The organism is Paraburkholderia sp. BR10937, assembly GCF_040965695.1.
GTDB lineage: Bacteria > Pseudomonadota > Gammaproteobacteria > Burkholderiales > Burkholderiaceae > Paraburkholderia.
The window spans coordinates 1-14,416 of the sequence record NZ_JBFRCL010000106.1 but is presented as its reverse complement, the minus strand read 5'-3'; the positions used below and the strand labels follow the sequence as shown (position 1 = coordinate 14,416).

Annotated in this window: 13 protein-coding genes; 10 read left to right on the top strand and 3 right to left on the bottom strand. The window is 64.5% G+C overall.

Going from position 1 to position 14,416, the window contains the following annotated elements:
• Nucleotides 1–265: 265 nt before the first annotated feature.
• Complete coding sequence (locus AB4Y44_RS41540; RefSeq protein ID WP_368702731.1) at nt 266–1,525, bottom strand: SGNH/GDSL hydrolase family protein; 1,260 nt, start codon at nt 1,523–1,525, stop codon at nt 266–268.
• Between the two features lie 266 nt (nt 1,526–1,791).
• Here AB4Y44_RS41540 and paaA point away from each other — a divergent pair, with 266 nt between their 5' ends.
• The 8 genes from paaA to AB4Y44_RS41500 all read left to right on the top strand — a co-directional run bounded on the left by paaA (nt 1,792) and on the right by AB4Y44_RS41500 (nt 8,113).
• Complete coding sequence (gene paaA, locus AB4Y44_RS41535) at nt 1,792–2,790, top strand: 1,2-phenylacetyl-CoA epoxidase subunit PaaA (RefSeq protein ID WP_368702730.1); 999 nt, start codon at nt 1,792–1,794, stop codon at nt 2,788–2,790.
• Between the two features lie 40 nt (nt 2,791–2,830).
• Nucleotides 2,831–3,115, top strand: coding sequence for a 1,2-phenylacetyl-CoA epoxidase subunit PaaB (gene paaB, locus AB4Y44_RS41530; RefSeq protein WP_342920425.1), 285 nt, complete (start codon nt 2,831–2,833; stop codon nt 3,113–3,115).
• Between the two features lie 9 nt (nt 3,116–3,124).
• Entirely contained in the window at nt 3,125–3,931 is an 807-nt protein-coding gene (paaC, locus tag AB4Y44_RS41525; RefSeq protein WP_368702729.1) for a 1,2-phenylacetyl-CoA epoxidase subunit PaaC, read from the top strand.
• A 29-nt stretch (nt 3,932–3,960) separates the two neighbouring features.
• Nucleotides 3,961–4,494, top strand: a complete 534-nt coding sequence (paaD, locus tag AB4Y44_RS41520; protein ID WP_028203443.1) for a 1,2-phenylacetyl-CoA epoxidase subunit PaaD — start codon at nt 3,961–3,963, stop codon at nt 4,492–4,494.
• Nucleotide 4,495: 1 nt separating this feature from the next.
• Nucleotides 4,496–5,584 carry a 1,2-phenylacetyl-CoA epoxidase subunit PaaE gene (gene paaE / locus AB4Y44_RS41515; RefSeq protein WP_342920423.1) on the top strand — a complete coding sequence of 363 codons (1,089 nt, stop codon included), beginning with the start codon at nt 4,496–4,498 and terminating at the stop codon, nt 5,582–5,584.
• Between the two features lie 165 nt (nt 5,585–5,749).
• A complete protein-coding gene (locus tag AB4Y44_RS41510; RefSeq protein WP_368702728.1) occupies nt 5,750–6,574 on the top strand; it encodes a DUF1835 domain-containing protein in 825 nt (274 codons plus the stop codon).
• Nucleotides 6,575–6,580: 6 nt separating this feature from the next.
• Nucleotides 6,581–7,183 carry a TetR/AcrR family transcriptional regulator gene (locus AB4Y44_RS41505; RefSeq protein WP_342920421.1) on the top strand — a complete coding sequence of 201 codons (603 nt, stop codon included), beginning with the start codon at nt 6,581–6,583 and terminating at the stop codon, nt 7,181–7,183.
• A 264-nt stretch (nt 7,184–7,447) separates the two neighbouring features.
• Nucleotides 7,448–8,113 carry a GNAT family N-acetyltransferase gene (locus AB4Y44_RS41500; RefSeq protein ID WP_342920420.1) on the top strand — a complete coding sequence of 222 codons (666 nt, stop codon included), beginning with the start codon at nt 7,448–7,450 and terminating at the stop codon, nt 8,111–8,113.
• Nucleotides 8,114–8,195: 82 nt separating this feature from the next.
• Here AB4Y44_RS41500 and AB4Y44_RS41495 read toward each other — a convergent pair whose 3' ends face one another.
• A complete protein-coding gene (locus AB4Y44_RS41495; RefSeq protein ID WP_368702727.1) occupies nt 8,196–8,690 on the bottom strand; it encodes an Lrp/AsnC family transcriptional regulator in 495 nt (164 codons plus the stop codon).
• A gap of 140 nt (nt 8,691–8,830) precedes the next feature.
• Here AB4Y44_RS41495 and hppD point away from each other — a divergent pair, with 140 nt between their 5' ends.
• Nucleotides 8,831–9,928 carry a 4-hydroxyphenylpyruvate dioxygenase gene (gene hppD / locus AB4Y44_RS41490; protein ID WP_368702726.1) on the top strand — a complete coding sequence of 366 codons (1,098 nt, stop codon included), beginning with the start codon at nt 8,831–8,833 and terminating at the stop codon, nt 9,926–9,928.
• A 145-nt stretch (nt 9,929–10,073) separates the two neighbouring features.
• Here the strand turns inward: hppD and AB4Y44_RS41485 are convergent, their stop codons facing one another.
• Complete coding sequence (locus AB4Y44_RS41485; RefSeq protein WP_133183457.1) at nt 10,074–10,262, bottom strand: hypothetical protein; 189 nt, start codon at nt 10,260–10,262, stop codon at nt 10,074–10,076.
• Nucleotides 10,263–10,667: 405 nt separating this feature from the next.
• Between AB4Y44_RS41485 and AB4Y44_RS41480 the strand changes: the two genes are divergently transcribed.
• Nucleotides 10,668–14,270 carry an indolepyruvate ferredoxin oxidoreductase family protein gene (locus tag AB4Y44_RS41480; protein ID WP_368702725.1) on the top strand — a complete coding sequence of 1,201 codons (3,603 nt, stop codon included), beginning with the start codon at nt 10,668–10,670 and terminating at the stop codon, nt 14,268–14,270.
• Nucleotides 14,271–14,416 lie beyond the last annotated feature (146 nt).

Here is a 14,416-nt window from a genome sequence, read left to right as displayed (position 1 = left end):
GATCGCGAAAGCGCCGTTAAACCATCGAACTACCCGGCGCTTCCTGCGTTGCTGCGTCAGCAGCAGAGAAACGAGATTATGAAGAATCCTTTCCGCTTCGTCAACCCCTTTTTTTCGCTCACCGCTTGAAAAAGCTTGCTGACTCCTGCGCCCGCCGGTTTCCGCGGCGGCCTTCGCTGCCCTGACGTCGGAGACATCGAACTGCGAAGGGGGCGAATCTTATCGCCCCCGCCGGCACTGTGCAAGGGGGTGGCGAAAATATTCCTCACTTGCGGGTAAGGACCTCCAGCGGCACCGCATTCGCCATCGCCGCGTAGCCCGCATCGCTTGGGTGGATGTGGTCGCCACTGTCATAGCCGTAACGCAGTCGCGCCGGATCTGCCGGGTCCCGCAGCGCGGCATCGAAGTCGACCACGCCGTCGAACGCCCCGCTCGTCCGAATCCACTGGTTCACCGCCGTGCGGATTGCCTCGCGCTCCGGCGGCAGTGAAGCTGGCGTGAGCGTCGCGCCGAAAATGCGCACGCCGCGCCCATGCGCCTGCGCGATCACGCGGCGGTAGCCCGCGATCAGGTCGTTCGCGTCCACGTGCGTATGAGGAAAGTCGCAGTCGAGGCCCGATCGCGCCGGCATCGCCTGGAAGTTGATGTCGTTGATGCCGATGAGCAGCACCACGGTCTTCACGCCCGGATGGCCGAGCGCGTCGCGGCCAAAGCGCCGCTCGAGCGCCTCGCCATAGCAAGGCGAATCGCTCAGCAGCCGGTTGCCGCTGATCCCGAGATCGATCACGCCGAGATCCGTGCGCTGCGACTGGGCGATGCGGCGCGCCAACGCGTCCGGCCAGCGACGGTTCTGGTTGAGCGAGGAACGCATGCCATCGGTAATGGAATCGCCGATCGCCGCGACTGTCGACGCCCCCGGCGCCTCGACCGCCAGCCCCGTCACCCACGCGTACTGCGTAAAGCGCTGGGTGAATGCGCCAATCGACGGATCGGCGACGTGATTGCCCGGACGAGAGACGTAATTCACCTGGCTCGCCACGCGGTGCCACGCAACCATCTTTTGCTCGGCTCCCATATAGGAGCTGATCGCGTATGGCGCGTGCGCCTTCAGATCGATCTGGACCGGATCGCTATCGAGCGCCGCGCCGGGCGGCACCGACACCGACGCCCGCCCGCCGAAGGTCACGTGCACCGTGCCCGCCTCGCTCGCCGCCGCGCCGCCGGCCGACGGTGCAATCGCCATCGCCTCGATTACGAGCGGCGCGCGCCCGTAGAGGTTGCTCACATGCACCCGCGCGACCGTGCCGCCCAGCGTCGGATACACGATCTGGCGAACGGTACGTCCGGCCACCTCGGGCGCACGGTACAGCGCAGGGAGCGCGTCGCGCTCGGGAATCGACTGCAGCGCCGTCGCCCAGCTCGTGACCCAGGGGCCCGGTGCTTGATCCGCGAACGCCGGAGACGTGGCGCCAAGCGAAATGAACAAAGCGGCCGCGGCCGCGAAGGGAGCAAAAGAAATCTTCATCCGTGAACGAGTGCGCAGGCAAAGGGGCATTGTGCCCCATGGCCCGGTGCGCAGCCTTCCATCCGCCTGACAATCCAGCGCGCTAAACCACGCGAAAACCCACACACACGCCGCCCACACGAACAAATCCCAGGCATTCCTGCTGCCGCCCCACTAAAACTCAGCGGTAGGCCTGAATTTCTTTGCCCTACCTCAAAAAATTCATTTACCGACCGGTCGGTTGGTTTATACTGCGCGACATACCCAACTTCGAAGAGAGCGTCTCCATGTACACGCAATCCCTCGACATCCCCGGCAACGTTGCTCCGCTCGACGCGGACGCAACCTCGTCGGAGCAGGCGCAGTTCGACGCCATCATGGCCGCCGACGGCAAGATCGAGCCGCAGGACTGGATGCCCGAAGCCTATCGCAAGACGCTCGTGCGCCAGATCTCGCAGCATGCGCACTCGGAAGTCGTCGGCATGCTGCCGGAAGGCAACTGGATCTCGCGCGCGCCCAGCCTCAAGCGCAAGGCGATCCTGCTCGCCAAGGTGCAGGACGAAGCAGGCCACGGCCTCTATCTGTATAGCGCGGCGGAAACACTCGGCGTTTCGCGCGACCAGCTCGTCGACGCCCTGCATGCCGGCAAGGCCAAGTATTCGAGCATCTTCAACTACCCGACACCCACGTGGGCCGATGTCGGCGTGATCGGCTGGCTCGTGGACGGTGCGGCGATCATGAACCAGATCCCGCTGTGCCGCTGCACGTACGGCCCGTACGCGCGCGCCATGATCCGCATCTGCAAGGAAGAGTCGTTCCACCAGCGCCAGGGCTTCGACGCCCTGCTCGCCATGATGAGCGGCACCGAAGCGCAGCGCGAACTCGTTCAGCAATCCGTGAACCGCTGGTGGTGGCCGGTGCTGATGATGTTCGGCCCGAGCGACGCCGATTCGGTCCACAGCAACCAGTCGGCCAAATGGGGCATCAAGCGCATCTCGAACGACGATCTGCGCCAGAAGTTCGTCGATGCGACGGTCGAGCAGGCCAAGGTGCTGGGCGTCACGCTGCCCGATGCCGATCTGAAATGGAACGAAGCGCGCGGCCACTACGACTACGGCACGATCGACTGGGAAGAATTCTGGCGCGTCGTGAACGGCGACGGCCCGTGCAACCGCGAGCGTCTCGGCACGCGCGTGAAGGCACACAACGAAGGCGCGTGGGTGCGCGAAGCCGCCCTCGCTCACGCCGAAAAGCAACGTCAGCGCGCCGAAAAGCACGCAGCTTGAGCACACCTCATACATGAATCAGGAAGGAAGGAGATCCACGATGAACAAGGAATGGCCGATCTGGGAAGTGTTCGTGCGTAGCAAGCAGGGCCTCGACCACAAGCACTGTGGCAGCCTGCACGCCTCCGACGCCTCGATGGCGCTGCGCATGGCGCGCGACGTCTACACGCGCCGCCAGGAAGGCGTGAGCATCTGGGTGGTGCCGTCGTCGGCAATCACGGCATCGGATCCGAACGACAAGGCCGAGCTCTTCGAGCCGGCCGGCGACAAGATCTATCGCCACCCGACGTTCTACACGCTGCCCGACGAAGTCAACCACATGTAAGAGCGCATCATGACGACGCCCACGCCTGAACAACTCGCGTACGTGCTGCGCCTCGCCGATACGGCGCTGATCCTCGGTCAGCGCAATACGGAATGGTGCGGCCACGGCCCGATCCTCGAAGAAGACATCGCGCTCGCCAACATGAGCCTCGACCTGATCGGTCAGGCGCGCCTGCTCTACACGCATGCCGCCACGCTCGAAAAGGCGCTCACCGGCCGCGAGCGCACCGAGGACGACTACGCCTATTTCCGCGCCGAGCGCGAGTTTGCGAACTACACGCTCGCGGAGCTGCCGCACTTCGGCCCACTCGCCGGCACGACGCATTCGGCCAACGACTACGCCGTGACGATCGTGCGCAACTTCCTCTACGCCACGCTGATGGAGCATCTGTGGACCGCGCTGCTGCGCTCCGCCGACCCGCAGCTGGCCGCGATCGCCGAGCGCTCGATCAAGGAAACGCGCTACCACGTGCACCATGCGCGCGAGTGGCTGATCCGTTTCGGCGACGGCACCGATGAATCGCACCGCCGTGCCCAGGTCGCGCTCGACTGGCTGATGCCGTACACACGGGAATTCTTCAGCACCGACGCCGTGGAAACGGCCGTGGCCGAAGCCGGCATCGCACCTCTCACGGCGCAGTTCGAAGCCGCATGGCGCGCCGACGTGGAAGCCGCGCTCGAAGAAGCCACGCTCACGATGCCTGAGCAGGTGTTCCACATCACGACCGGCAAGCACGGCGAGCACTCGGAGCACATGGGTTTCGTGCTGGCCGAGATGCAGAGCCTCGCGCGCCAGCACCCGGACGCGCGCTGGTAAGCACCCCCGCAGGAACAGAGGAAGTCACGATGCAAGCAACGGCAGATCACGCGCTCGAACGCGCCTGGGAAGTGCTGGAATCGGTGCCCGATCCGGAGATTCCGGTCGTGTCGATCCGCGAACTGGGCATTCTGCGCGACGTGCGCCGCGCCGACGACGGCCAGATCGAAGTGGTCATCACGCCCACCTACTCCGGCTGCCCGGCGATGTCGCAGATCGCGGAGGACGTCGCGCACGCGCTCGACGCCGCCGCGCTCGCGCCCTACCGCATCGCGACGACCCTCACGCCCGCGTGGACCACCGACTGGATCACCGACGAAGCGCGCGAAAAGCTGCGCGCCTATGGCATCGCGCCGCCCACGGGCAACTGCGGCTCCGCGCCTCAATCGGCCGAACAGCCGATCACCTTCATCGCGAAACCGAAGCCGTTGCCCGCGCCCGCCTGCCCGCACTGCGGTTCGCAGCACACCGAACGCCTCGCGCAGTTCGGCTCGACCGCGTGCAAGGCGCTCTACCGCTGCATCGACTGCCGCGAACCCTTCGACTACTTCAAACCGTACTGATATGGCCACTCCGCAATTCCATTCGCTGCGCATCCGCGAAGTGCGGCCCGAAACCGCGGACGCGGTCTCTGTCGCTTTCGAAGTCCCGCCCGAGCTGCGCGAGGCGTTTCGCTTCACCCAGGGGCAGTTCGTCACGCTCAAGACGCACATCGACGGCGAAGAAACGCGCCGTTCTTACTCGATCTGCGTGGGCGTGACCGACTACGACCGCGACGGTGAGCTGCGCATCGGCATCAAGCGCGTGCGCGGCGGGCGTTTCTCGAACTTCGCGTTCGAGCAGCTCGCGCCCGGCCACGAGATCGACGTGATGACGCCCGATGGCCGCTTCTTCACGCACCTGAACGCCGAGCACGGCAAGCACTACGTGGCGTTCTCGGGCGGCTCGGGCATCACGCCCGTGCTCGCGATCATCAAGACGACGCTCGAAACGGAGCCGCGCAGCGCGTTCACGCTCGTGTACGGCAACCGCAGCGTCGACGCGATCATGTTCGCCGAAGAGCTGGAGGATCTGAAGAACCGCTTCATGAGCCGCTTCCGCCTCTATCACGTGCTCTCGGACGACCTGCAGGACGTCGAGCTCTTCAACGGCGTGCTCGATCAGGCCAAGTGCGCAGCGTTCCTCGAAACGCTGCTGCCCGCCGACGAGATCGACGAAGCCTTCATCTGCGGCCCCGGCCCGATGATGGACGCCGCCGAAGCCGCGCTCAAGGACGCGGGCGTGCCGCCGCAGAAGGTGCACGTGGAGCGCTTCGGCTCGCCGCTGCCGCAGGCGGGTGTGCCGAACGTCGAGATCACCGAAAACACGCCGGCCGCCGACCTCGAGATCGTCATCGACGGCAAGAAGCGCAAGATGCGCCTGCCGTACGAGGGCGTGAGCCTGCTCGACGTCGGCCTGAAGGCGGGTCTGGCGCTGCCTTACGCGTGCAAGGGCGGCGTGTGCTGCACCTGCCGCGCCAAGGTGCTCGAAGGCGAGGTGAAGATGGACAAGAACTACACGCTCGAGGAGCAGGAAGTGAAGGACGGCTTCGTGCTCACCTGCCAGTGCCATCCGGTGAGCGAGCGGGTGGTCGTGAGTTTCGACGAACGTTAAGGCGTTAGAGCAACAGCACGCTTTCGGCCTGCAGGCGATCCGCTTACACTAGGGGCCGCCCGCGGGTGTTGCAGCGCAGCGCTGCGACACCCGCGGGCGGCTCCTTTTGTTATTTGCGTGCTTTCGGGCTTACAGGGCGTTCAGCGTGAACGCAACGAGGTGTCGATGACCACGATTCACCTCATTTACGGCGAGCCGGCCGTGACGGCACTACGTCAGGCTCTCGAAGCGGCGGGCCGTCCGGACCGCGTGATCGCCCTCCGCGATGATCTGACGGTAGGCCCGTTGCGCGACATCGACGTGGCCGGCGACCCCGGCGTCGCACAACGCGCCGCCTTCTGGGAACGCCTGAGCGATGCGCCGCCAACCCTCGCCCACGACGACTGCGCGGCGTTGGGTACGCTCGAAGCCGACGACTCCCACGTGGTGATCTGGCACACGCACGACGCCGCGCACCAGCTCGCGCTGCGGCGTGTCTGTTACCGCTTGCGCGACGTCCCGCAGCGCCTGAACGAAGTGCGCCTGACTGCCGAAGAAATTTCGGGCCCGAACGCCGCAGCCCGCATCGAGGCGCGCTTGCCCGACGCCGCGCCGATCTCGGTGCTGCGCATCACGCGTCTCGCGCTGGAGTGGCAGGAAGCCAAGTTCGCCAACGGCGAGACGCGCCGCTGGCGCGACAATACCTTTACGAGCGGCACGTGGAGCGACCTCGACGCCATGATCCTCGACGTGCTCGATGCCCACGAAGACCGTCCGGCGGGCGCATCCTGGCTCGCCAGCGACGTGCTCGGCGCAGCCCTCACGCGTGGCGGCGCCGGCTTCACGGTTGGCGAGCCCGTCGTGCTGTGGCGCCTGCGCGAGCTGTGCGCAGCCGAAGAACTGCGCCTGCGCGACGACATGTGCGCCGCCTGCGCCCCTCTCGCCGCTGCCGCGCGCGCCGCCCGTCCGCCGCTGCCGCAAACCGCCGCGCACCTTTCCCTCCCCCGCTGAATTCCCATGGCACGCACCCGAGCGCCCGACCACGAAACCCAACGCGACCAGATCCTCGAGCTCGCCGCCGCCAAATTCGCGCAGACGAGCTACCCGAGCACCTCAATGTCGGACCTCGCGGCCGCCAGCGGCACCTCGAAGGCGCGGCTCTATCACTATTACGAGAGCAAGGAAGCGATCCTCTTCGACCTGCTCGATCGCTACACCAAGCGGCTCATGCTGATCATCGCGGAGGTGGAGGGCGCGAGCCAGCGACGCGGTCACGACGAGCGCGAGAGCTTCGCGGAGCTGATTCGCGCGTTTCTCGCCGAATACGAAACCTCGCACAGCCGCCACGTAGCGCTCCTGAACGACGTCAAATACCTCGTCGACGCCCAGCGCGAGATCATCCTGAACCGCCAGCGCGACGTGGTCGCCGCCTTCACGCGCCAACTCGCGCGCGCGTATCCGGGCCAGGTCACGAACGAAAACCAGACCGCGCTGACGATGATGGTGTTCGGCATGATCAACTGGACGTTTACGTGGCTCAAGCCCGGCGGCCGCATGGGCTATCGCGACTTCGCCGAGCAGGTGATCGCCATGGTCGATCACGGTCTGAAGGGCGCCTGAAGGGCGCCAGGACGGTGCTCCGGGCGGTAGAAATTTTCGGGCCAGATTGCTGCAATGCGACATGATGCGTCAGGACAACAGTTGACACGTCAAACGACCCGCCTCGAATAAACGTTAATAATCAATTGGTTGCACTTATATTTTTATTAATTAGGCGCAACACTCAAATTTGCACTCCGGGTTTTCCCTAGAGTGCACCCAGGGTTTCCGCTAGAATGCGTTTTGCGCTGCATCATGCGGCATGCATTTTAAGGAGAACCCACCATGAACCCGCTTTCGACCCAAGCCAACGTGCCGATCATTTCGTCCGCTCGTCCGCTGACGTCCGGACATGCGCCCGTCATGGTGCGAGTACTTACCTCGGCAGACCGCGAACGCCTGCTCGCGCACTTTCTCTCGCTCGACAGCGATGACCGCCTGCTGCGCTTCGGCCAGGCCGCGCCGGACCACGTGATCGAAAAGTACGTGCGCTCGATGGACTTCACGCGCGACACCGTGTTCGGCGTGTTCGACCATCAACTGCAACTCGTGGGCGTCGGTCATCTGGCCTACCTGCCGGCGGACGGCAACGGCCGCACGGCCGAGTTCGGCGTGTCCGTGCTGGAAAGCGCGCGCGGCCAGGGCATCGGCTCGAAGCTGTTCGAGCGCGCCGCCATCCGCAGCCGCAACACGCACGTCACCACGCTTTACATGCACTGCCTGTCGCGCAACTCGACGATGATGCACATCGCGAAGAAGTCGGGCATGAAGATCGAGTACGCCTACGGCGAAGCCGACGCCTATCTCTCGCTCGAGCCGGCCGACCAGAGCAGCATCATCGCCGAAATGCTCCAGGAGCAAGCCGCCGTGTTCGACTACGCGCTCAAGCGTCAGGCGCGCCAGGCCAGCAAGCTGATGGAGACGATCCTGCCGCAGGCTGTCGCGGCGTGACTCCTGCCCTTCGGGACAGACTGATGCATTGAAAAAGCGGCTTCGGCCGCTTTTTTTGCGTCCGCGGTACGGCGCCGCGCAGTCAGCGGATCGGCAAAGCCGTCGTTTCCTTGAACGTGTCGAGCGAAAAGCTGGATTTCACGTCGATCACCGAAGGATGGTGCAGCAACTGGTCCTGCACGAAGCGCGAGAAGTGCGCCATGTCCTCCACCTGCACGCGCAGCAGGAAGTCCATGTCGCCTGTCATCGCGTGGCAGGCCACCACCTCCGGCCAGGTCTGCACCGCCGCACGAAACAGCTCGGCGTGCGTCACGCCTTCGCGCCCTGCCGCGGTCGGTCCACGCTTTTCCAGCCGCACGTTCACATAGGCGAGCAGATCGAGCCCTAGTTTCTGCGCATCGAGCAGCGCCACGTAGCTGCGAATCACGCCGCTTTCCTCCAGCCGCCGGATGCGTCGCAAACACGGGCTCGGCGAGAGGTTCACGCGCTCGGCGATCTCCTGGTTCGAGAGCCGGCCATTCTCCTGAAGGATCGCCAGAATGCGCCTGTCGATTGTGTCCAATTCGATGCTTGCCATTTTCTGCCTTCCGAACATTCATTCAAGGCAGTTTATAGCGCAGATCGACGGCAACGCGACCCAACTCGCAAGTTTTCTCCCAATACGGCGGACTACACTGTGCAACACGAAATCTGATCTACATCAGTCAGGAGACAACCATGCAGGTCCCCAACTGGGAGAACCCCGTCGGCACCGACGGCTTCGAATTCATCGAATACACCGCGCCGGACCCCAAGGCGCTCGGCAAACTGTTCGAACGCATGGGCTTCACGGCCATCGCGCGGCATCGCCACAAGGACGTGACGCTGTACCGCCAGGGCGACATCAACTTCATCGTCAACGGCGAACCCGATTCGTTCGCCCAGCGCTTTGCGCGCCTGCACGGCCCGTCGATCTGCGCGATCGCCTTCCGCGTGCAGGACGCCGCCAAGGCCTACAAGCACGCGCTCGAACTCGGCGCGTGGGGCTTCGACAACAAGACCGGCCCGATGGAGCTGAACATTCCGGCCATCAAGGGCATTGGCGACTCGCTGATCTATTTCGTCGACCGCTGGCGCGGCAAGAACGGCGCGGCGCCGGGCAGCATTGGCGACATCAGCATCTACGACGTCGACTTCGAGCCGATCGCGGGCGCCGAACAGAACCCGGTGGGCCATGGTCTCACCTATATCGACCACCTCACGCACAACGTCCATCGCGGCCGCATGAACGAATGGGCCGAGTTCTACGAGCGCCTCTTCAACTTCCGCGAAATCCGCTACTTCGACATCGAAGGCAAGGTCACGGGCGTGAAGTCGAAGGCGATGACCTCGCCCTGCGGCAAGATCCGCATCCCGATCAACGAGGAAGGCGGCGAGACGGCAGGCCAGATCCAGGAATACCTCGACGCCTATCACGGCGAAGGCATCCAGCACATCGCGCTCGGCACGAACGACATCTACCGCACCGTGGATGGCCTGCGCGCCAGCGAAATCGCGCTGCTCGACACGATCGACACGTACTACGAGCTCGTGAACCGCCGCATTCCGGGCCACACCGAGCCGCTGGAAGAACTCAGGAAGCGCAAGATCCTGATCGACGGCATGCCCGAAGACCTGCTGCTGCAGATCTTCACGGAGAACCAGATCGGCCCGATCTTCTTCGAGATCATCCAGCGCAAGGGCAACCAGGGCTTCGGCGAGGGCAACTTCAAGGCGCTGTTCGAATCGATCGAACTCGACCAGATCCGCCGCGGCGTCGTGCAGGACAAGGCATGACGCACTCGCGGCAGTAATTTCGGCCAATGCCAAACAAAAAGGGCGAAGATCACACGATCTTCGCCCTTTTTGACTTTTGAATCCGTCGCCGCACACCCCGGCGCCGGATTCGGGTGAATGGAATGCTGCGCGGATCAGCGCGGCATCAGGACTTGCGTTCGGCCTTCGCGGCCGGCATGGCGTTCGTATCAGCCTTCATGCTCAGCGTGTACTGGGCGCATCGGGTCGTCGCACTCTCGCCGCTCTTCGTGCTGGCGTTCGAATGCAGTGGCGCGCTCATGGCAAAGAACGCAGCCGAGACCGTCAGGAAGGTCTGGATATGTCGATTATTCATGCTGGACTCCTTTTTTAGACTGCCTGTTGCAGTAGTGCCCCTTTTAATAACTGTTAACAGCCAGGGAAGCTGCGCGGTTCGCACAGGTGAGGGAGTTAGACAGGATATTCAAGTCCGGTTCCCAGGTAGTGCAAGTTTTACACGTTGTTACTCCTCTGAGGAATTCGATACATCCGTTATTACACAGGGGTTTCAGGCCGCTTGCGCGACACGGCGCCACAGGCCCGAAACCTGCAGCGCAGTGCGGCGCGGCGCTCGGAGCCTCGAAGCGGCGGGTCTATCCGAGTGCTACTATCGAAAGAAAGAAGCCAATATGGCGACCCCGGCCAGAGCATTCACAAGATGCCGAGGCCCTGAAGTTCTGGCGATCCCACAACGGATTGGTTGGATGGAGGAAGACACATAATGAATGCCCCGCTAGACGCAGGTCAGCGCGCTTCGCTCGAAACCGCACTCGCTTCCGTCACGCTCGACGATAAATACACCCTCGAACGCGGCCGCGCGTACATGAGCGGCATCCAGGCGCTGGTCCGCCTGCCGATGCTGCAGCAGGAACGCGACAAGGCCGCCGGTCTCAATACCGCGGGGTTCATCTCAGGCTATCGTGGCTCGCCGCTCGGCGGTCTCGATCAGTCCCTCTGGAAGGCGAAGCAGCATCTCGCCGCGCATCAGATCGTTTTTCAGCCAGGCGTGAATGAAGACCTCGCCGCGACCGCCGTGTGGGGCTCGCAGCAGGTGAACCTGTACCCGTCCGCGAAATACGACGGCGTGTTTTCGATGTGGTACGGCAAGGGACCGGGCGTCGACCGCAGCGGCGACGTGTTCAAGCACGGCAATTCCGCCGGCTCGTCGCCGCACGGCGGCGTGCTCGTGCTTGCCGGCGACGACCACGCGGCCAAGTCGTCCACGCTCGCGCACCAGTCGGAGCACGTTTTCAAGGCCTGCGGCCTGCCCGTGCTGTTCCCCTCGAACGTGCAGGAATATCTGGACTTCGGCCTGCATGGCTGGGCGATGAGCCGCTACTCGGGCCTCTGGGTCGCGATGAAATGCGTGACCGACGTGGTGGAATCGTCGGCTTCGGTCGAGCTCGACCCGCATCGCACGAACATCATCCTCCCCGAAGACTTCGCGATGCCCGAGGGCGGCCTGAACATTCGCTGGCCCGACCCGCCGCTCGTGCAGGAAGCGCGTCTGCTCGACTACAAGTGGTACGCGGGGCTCGCCTACGTGCGCGCCAACAAGCTCGACCGCATCGAGATCGATTCGCCGCATGCGCGCTTTGGCATCATCACGGGCGGCAAGGCGTATCTGGACGTGCGCCAGGCGCTCACCGACCTCGGCCTCGACGACGAAACCTGCTCGCGCATCGGTATCCGGCTCTACAAGGTCGGCTGCGTGTGGCCGCTCGAAGCGCAGGGCGCGCACGCCTTCGCGCGCGGCCTCGAAGAGATTCTCGTGGTCGAGGAGAAGCGTCAGATTCTCGAATACGCGATCAAGGAAGAGCTGTACAACTGGCCCGACGCCCAGCGTCCGCGCGTGTACGGCAAGTTCGACGAAAAAGACGGTGCGGGCGGCGAATGGTCGGTGCCGATGGGCAACTGGCTGCTGCCCGCGCACTACGAACTGTCGCCCGCGATCATCGCGAGAGCCATCTCCACGCGGCTCGACAAGTTCGAATTGCCCTCGGACGTGCGCGCGCGTATCGCCGCGCGCATGAGCGTGATCGAGGCCAAGGAAAAGGCGCTCGCGAAGCCGCGCGTGCAGGCGGAGCGCAAGCCGTGGTTCTGCTCGGGCTGCCCGCACAACACGTCGACGAACGTGCCCGAAGGCTCGCGCGCGATGGCCGGCATCGGCTGCCACTACATGACCGTGTGGATGGACCGCAACACGAGCACCTTCAGCCAGATGGGCGGCGAAGGCGTGGCGTGGGTCGGCCAGGCGCCGTTCACGAACGACAAGCACGTGTTCGCCAACCTGGGCGACGGCACCTACTTCCACTCGGGCCTGCTCGCCATCCGCGCGGCGATCGCCTCGAAGGCGAACATCACCTACAAGATTCTCTATAACGATGCGGTCGCGATGACGGGCGGCCAGCCGGTCGACGGCACGCTCACGGTGCCGCAGATCACGCATCAGGTCGCCGCCGAAGGCGCGGCGAAGATCGCGATCGTCACCGACGAACCCGAGAAGTACGAAGGCGAACCCGCCACGAAGCTCGCGCCGGGCGTGACGATCCACCACCGCGACCAGCTCGATGCGATCCAGCGCGAACTGCGCGAAATTCCCGGCACGACGATCCTGATCTACGACCAGACCTGCGCCACCGAAAAGCGCCGCCGCCGCAAGCGCGGCACGTATCCGGACCCGGCGAAGCGCGTGGTCATCAACGAGGCCGTGTGCGAAGGCTGCGGCGATTGCTCGGTGCAGTCGAACTGCCTGAGCGTCGAGCCGCTCGATACGGAGTACGGCACGAAGCGCCAGATCAACCAGTCCACCTGCAACAAGGACTTCTCGTGCCTGAAGGGCTTCTGCCCGAGCTTCGTGACGGTGGAAGGCGGCCAGCTACGCAAGCCGAAGACGAGCAGCGTCGCGAACGAAGCGATGCCGACCGTCCCGACGCCCGACGTGCCCGCCATCGACCGTCCCTACGGCGTACTCGTGACGGGCGTGGGCGGCACCGGCGTGGTGACGATTGGCGCGTTGCTCGGCATGGCCGCGCACCTCGAATCCAAGGGCGTGACCGTGCTCGACGTGACCGGCCTCGCGCAAAAGGGCGGCGCGGTGATGAGCCACGTACAGATCGCCAACCGCCCCGGCGACATCCACGCCACGCGCATCGCCATGGGCGAGGCGAACCTCGTGATCGGCTGCGACGCCATCGTGACGGCCGGCGACGACTGCGTCTCGCGCATGCAGGAAGGCATGACGCACGTGGTGCTCAACAGCGCGCCCACGCCGACTGCCGAGTTCATCAAGAATCCGCAGTGGCAGTTCCCGGGCTCCAACACCGAAGCCGACGTGCGCGCCGCAGCGGGCACGGACAACGTCGCGACCGTCGATGCGAACCGATACGCGCTCGCGCTGCTCGGCGACGCGATCTACACGAACCCGTTCGTGCTCGGCTACGCGTGGCAAAAGGGCTGGCTGCCGCTCACGCACGAGTCGCTCGTGCGCGCGATCGAGTTGAACGCGGTGCAGGTCGAGAAGAATCTCGCGGCGTTCGAATGTGGCCGGCGCGTGGCGCACGATCGCGCCGCCGTGGATCAGCTCGTGAAGAAGCCGATGCCCGAGCAGAACGCCGACGCGGCCGGTGCGAAGATCGTCTCGCTGCATACACCCAGGGCGCTCGACACGCTCATCGAAAAGCGCGCGCAGTATCTCGCCGCGTATCAGAACGCGGCATACGCGCGGCGCTATCGTGCGTTCGTCGAAAGCGTGCGCCAGGCCGAAGCGAAGCTCGAGCATGTCGACGGCCAGTCTCCGCTCACTGAAGCCGTGGCGAAGAACCTGCACAAGCTGATGGCGTACAAGGACGAGTACGAGGTCGCGCGCCTTTACGCGGACCCGGCGTTCATCGAGAAGATCAAGGCGAGCTTCGAAGGCGACTGGAAGGTCAACTTCCATCTCGCGCCGCCCTCGCTCGCGAAGCATGACGACAAAGGCCAGCTCGTGAAGAAGCAGTATGGCCCGCGCATGCTCACGGCCATGCGCGTGCTCGCGAAGTTCAGGTTCCTGCGCGGCACGGCGCTCGACCCGTTCGGCCGCACCGAGGAACGCCGTCACGAACGCGCATTGATCGGCGAGTACGAAACGCTGATGCGCGAAGTGATCGGCGGTCTGAGCGAGGCGAATCTGCCGCTCGCGCTGGAACTCGCGAACCTGCCCGACGCGATTCGCGGTTACGGCCACATCAAGGAGAACAACCTCAAGGCCGCGCGCGCGAAGTGGGCGACGTTGCTCGCGAAGTGGCGCTCGCCGGAAAACGGCGCGGCACGGCACGCGGCTTGACGCTCACCTGATTCGAGGGGGTGACCCGTCCTGAACCAGGTTGACACTTTTTCCACCCTTTGGAAGGAGAGTCAATTGGAATCGAGGATCAAGCGCACACAGCGGGACTACAGTCTCGCCTTTAAACTGTCGGTGGTCGAGCAGGT

What these genes read in the sequence shown, in the direction of transcription:
- AB4Y44_RS41540 (WP_368702731.1), bottom strand. Translation starts at nt 1,525, where the DNA reads ATGAAGATTTCTTTTGCTCCCTTCGCGGCCGCGGCCGCTTTGTTCATT.
- paaA (WP_368702730.1), top strand. Translation starts at nt 1,792, where the DNA reads ATGTACACGCAATCCCTCGACATCCCCGGCAACGTTGCTCCGCTCGAC.
- paaB (WP_342920425.1), top strand. Translation starts at nt 2,831, where the DNA reads ATGAACAAGGAATGGCCGATCTGGGAAGTGTTCGTGCGTAGCAAGCAG.
- paaC (WP_368702729.1), top strand. Translation starts at nt 3,125, where the DNA reads ATGACGACGCCCACGCCTGAACAACTCGCGTACGTGCTGCGCCTCGCC.
- paaD (WP_028203443.1), top strand. Translation starts at nt 3,961, where the DNA reads ATGCAAGCAACGGCAGATCACGCGCTCGAACGCGCCTGGGAAGTGCTG.
- paaE (WP_342920423.1), top strand. Translation starts at nt 4,496, where the DNA reads ATGGCCACTCCGCAATTCCATTCGCTGCGCATCCGCGAAGTGCGGCCC.
- AB4Y44_RS41510 (WP_368702728.1), top strand. Translation starts at nt 5,750, where the DNA reads ATGACCACGATTCACCTCATTTACGGCGAGCCGGCCGTGACGGCACTA.
- AB4Y44_RS41505 (WP_342920421.1), top strand. Translation starts at nt 6,581, where the DNA reads ATGGCACGCACCCGAGCGCCCGACCACGAAACCCAACGCGACCAGATC.
- AB4Y44_RS41500 (WP_342920420.1), top strand. Translation starts at nt 7,448, where the DNA reads ATGAACCCGCTTTCGACCCAAGCCAACGTGCCGATCATTTCGTCCGCT.
- AB4Y44_RS41495 (WP_368702727.1), bottom strand. Translation starts at nt 8,690, where the DNA reads ATGGCAAGCATCGAATTGGACACAATCGACAGGCGCATTCTGGCGATC.
- hppD (WP_368702726.1), top strand. Translation starts at nt 8,831, where the DNA reads ATGCAGGTCCCCAACTGGGAGAACCCCGTCGGCACCGACGGCTTCGAA.
- AB4Y44_RS41485 (WP_133183457.1), bottom strand. Translation starts at nt 10,262, where the DNA reads ATGAATAATCGACATATCCAGACCTTCCTGACGGTCTCGGCTGCGTTC.
- AB4Y44_RS41480 (WP_368702725.1), top strand. Translation starts at nt 10,668, where the DNA reads ATGAATGCCCCGCTAGACGCAGGTCAGCGCGCTTCGCTCGAAACCGCA.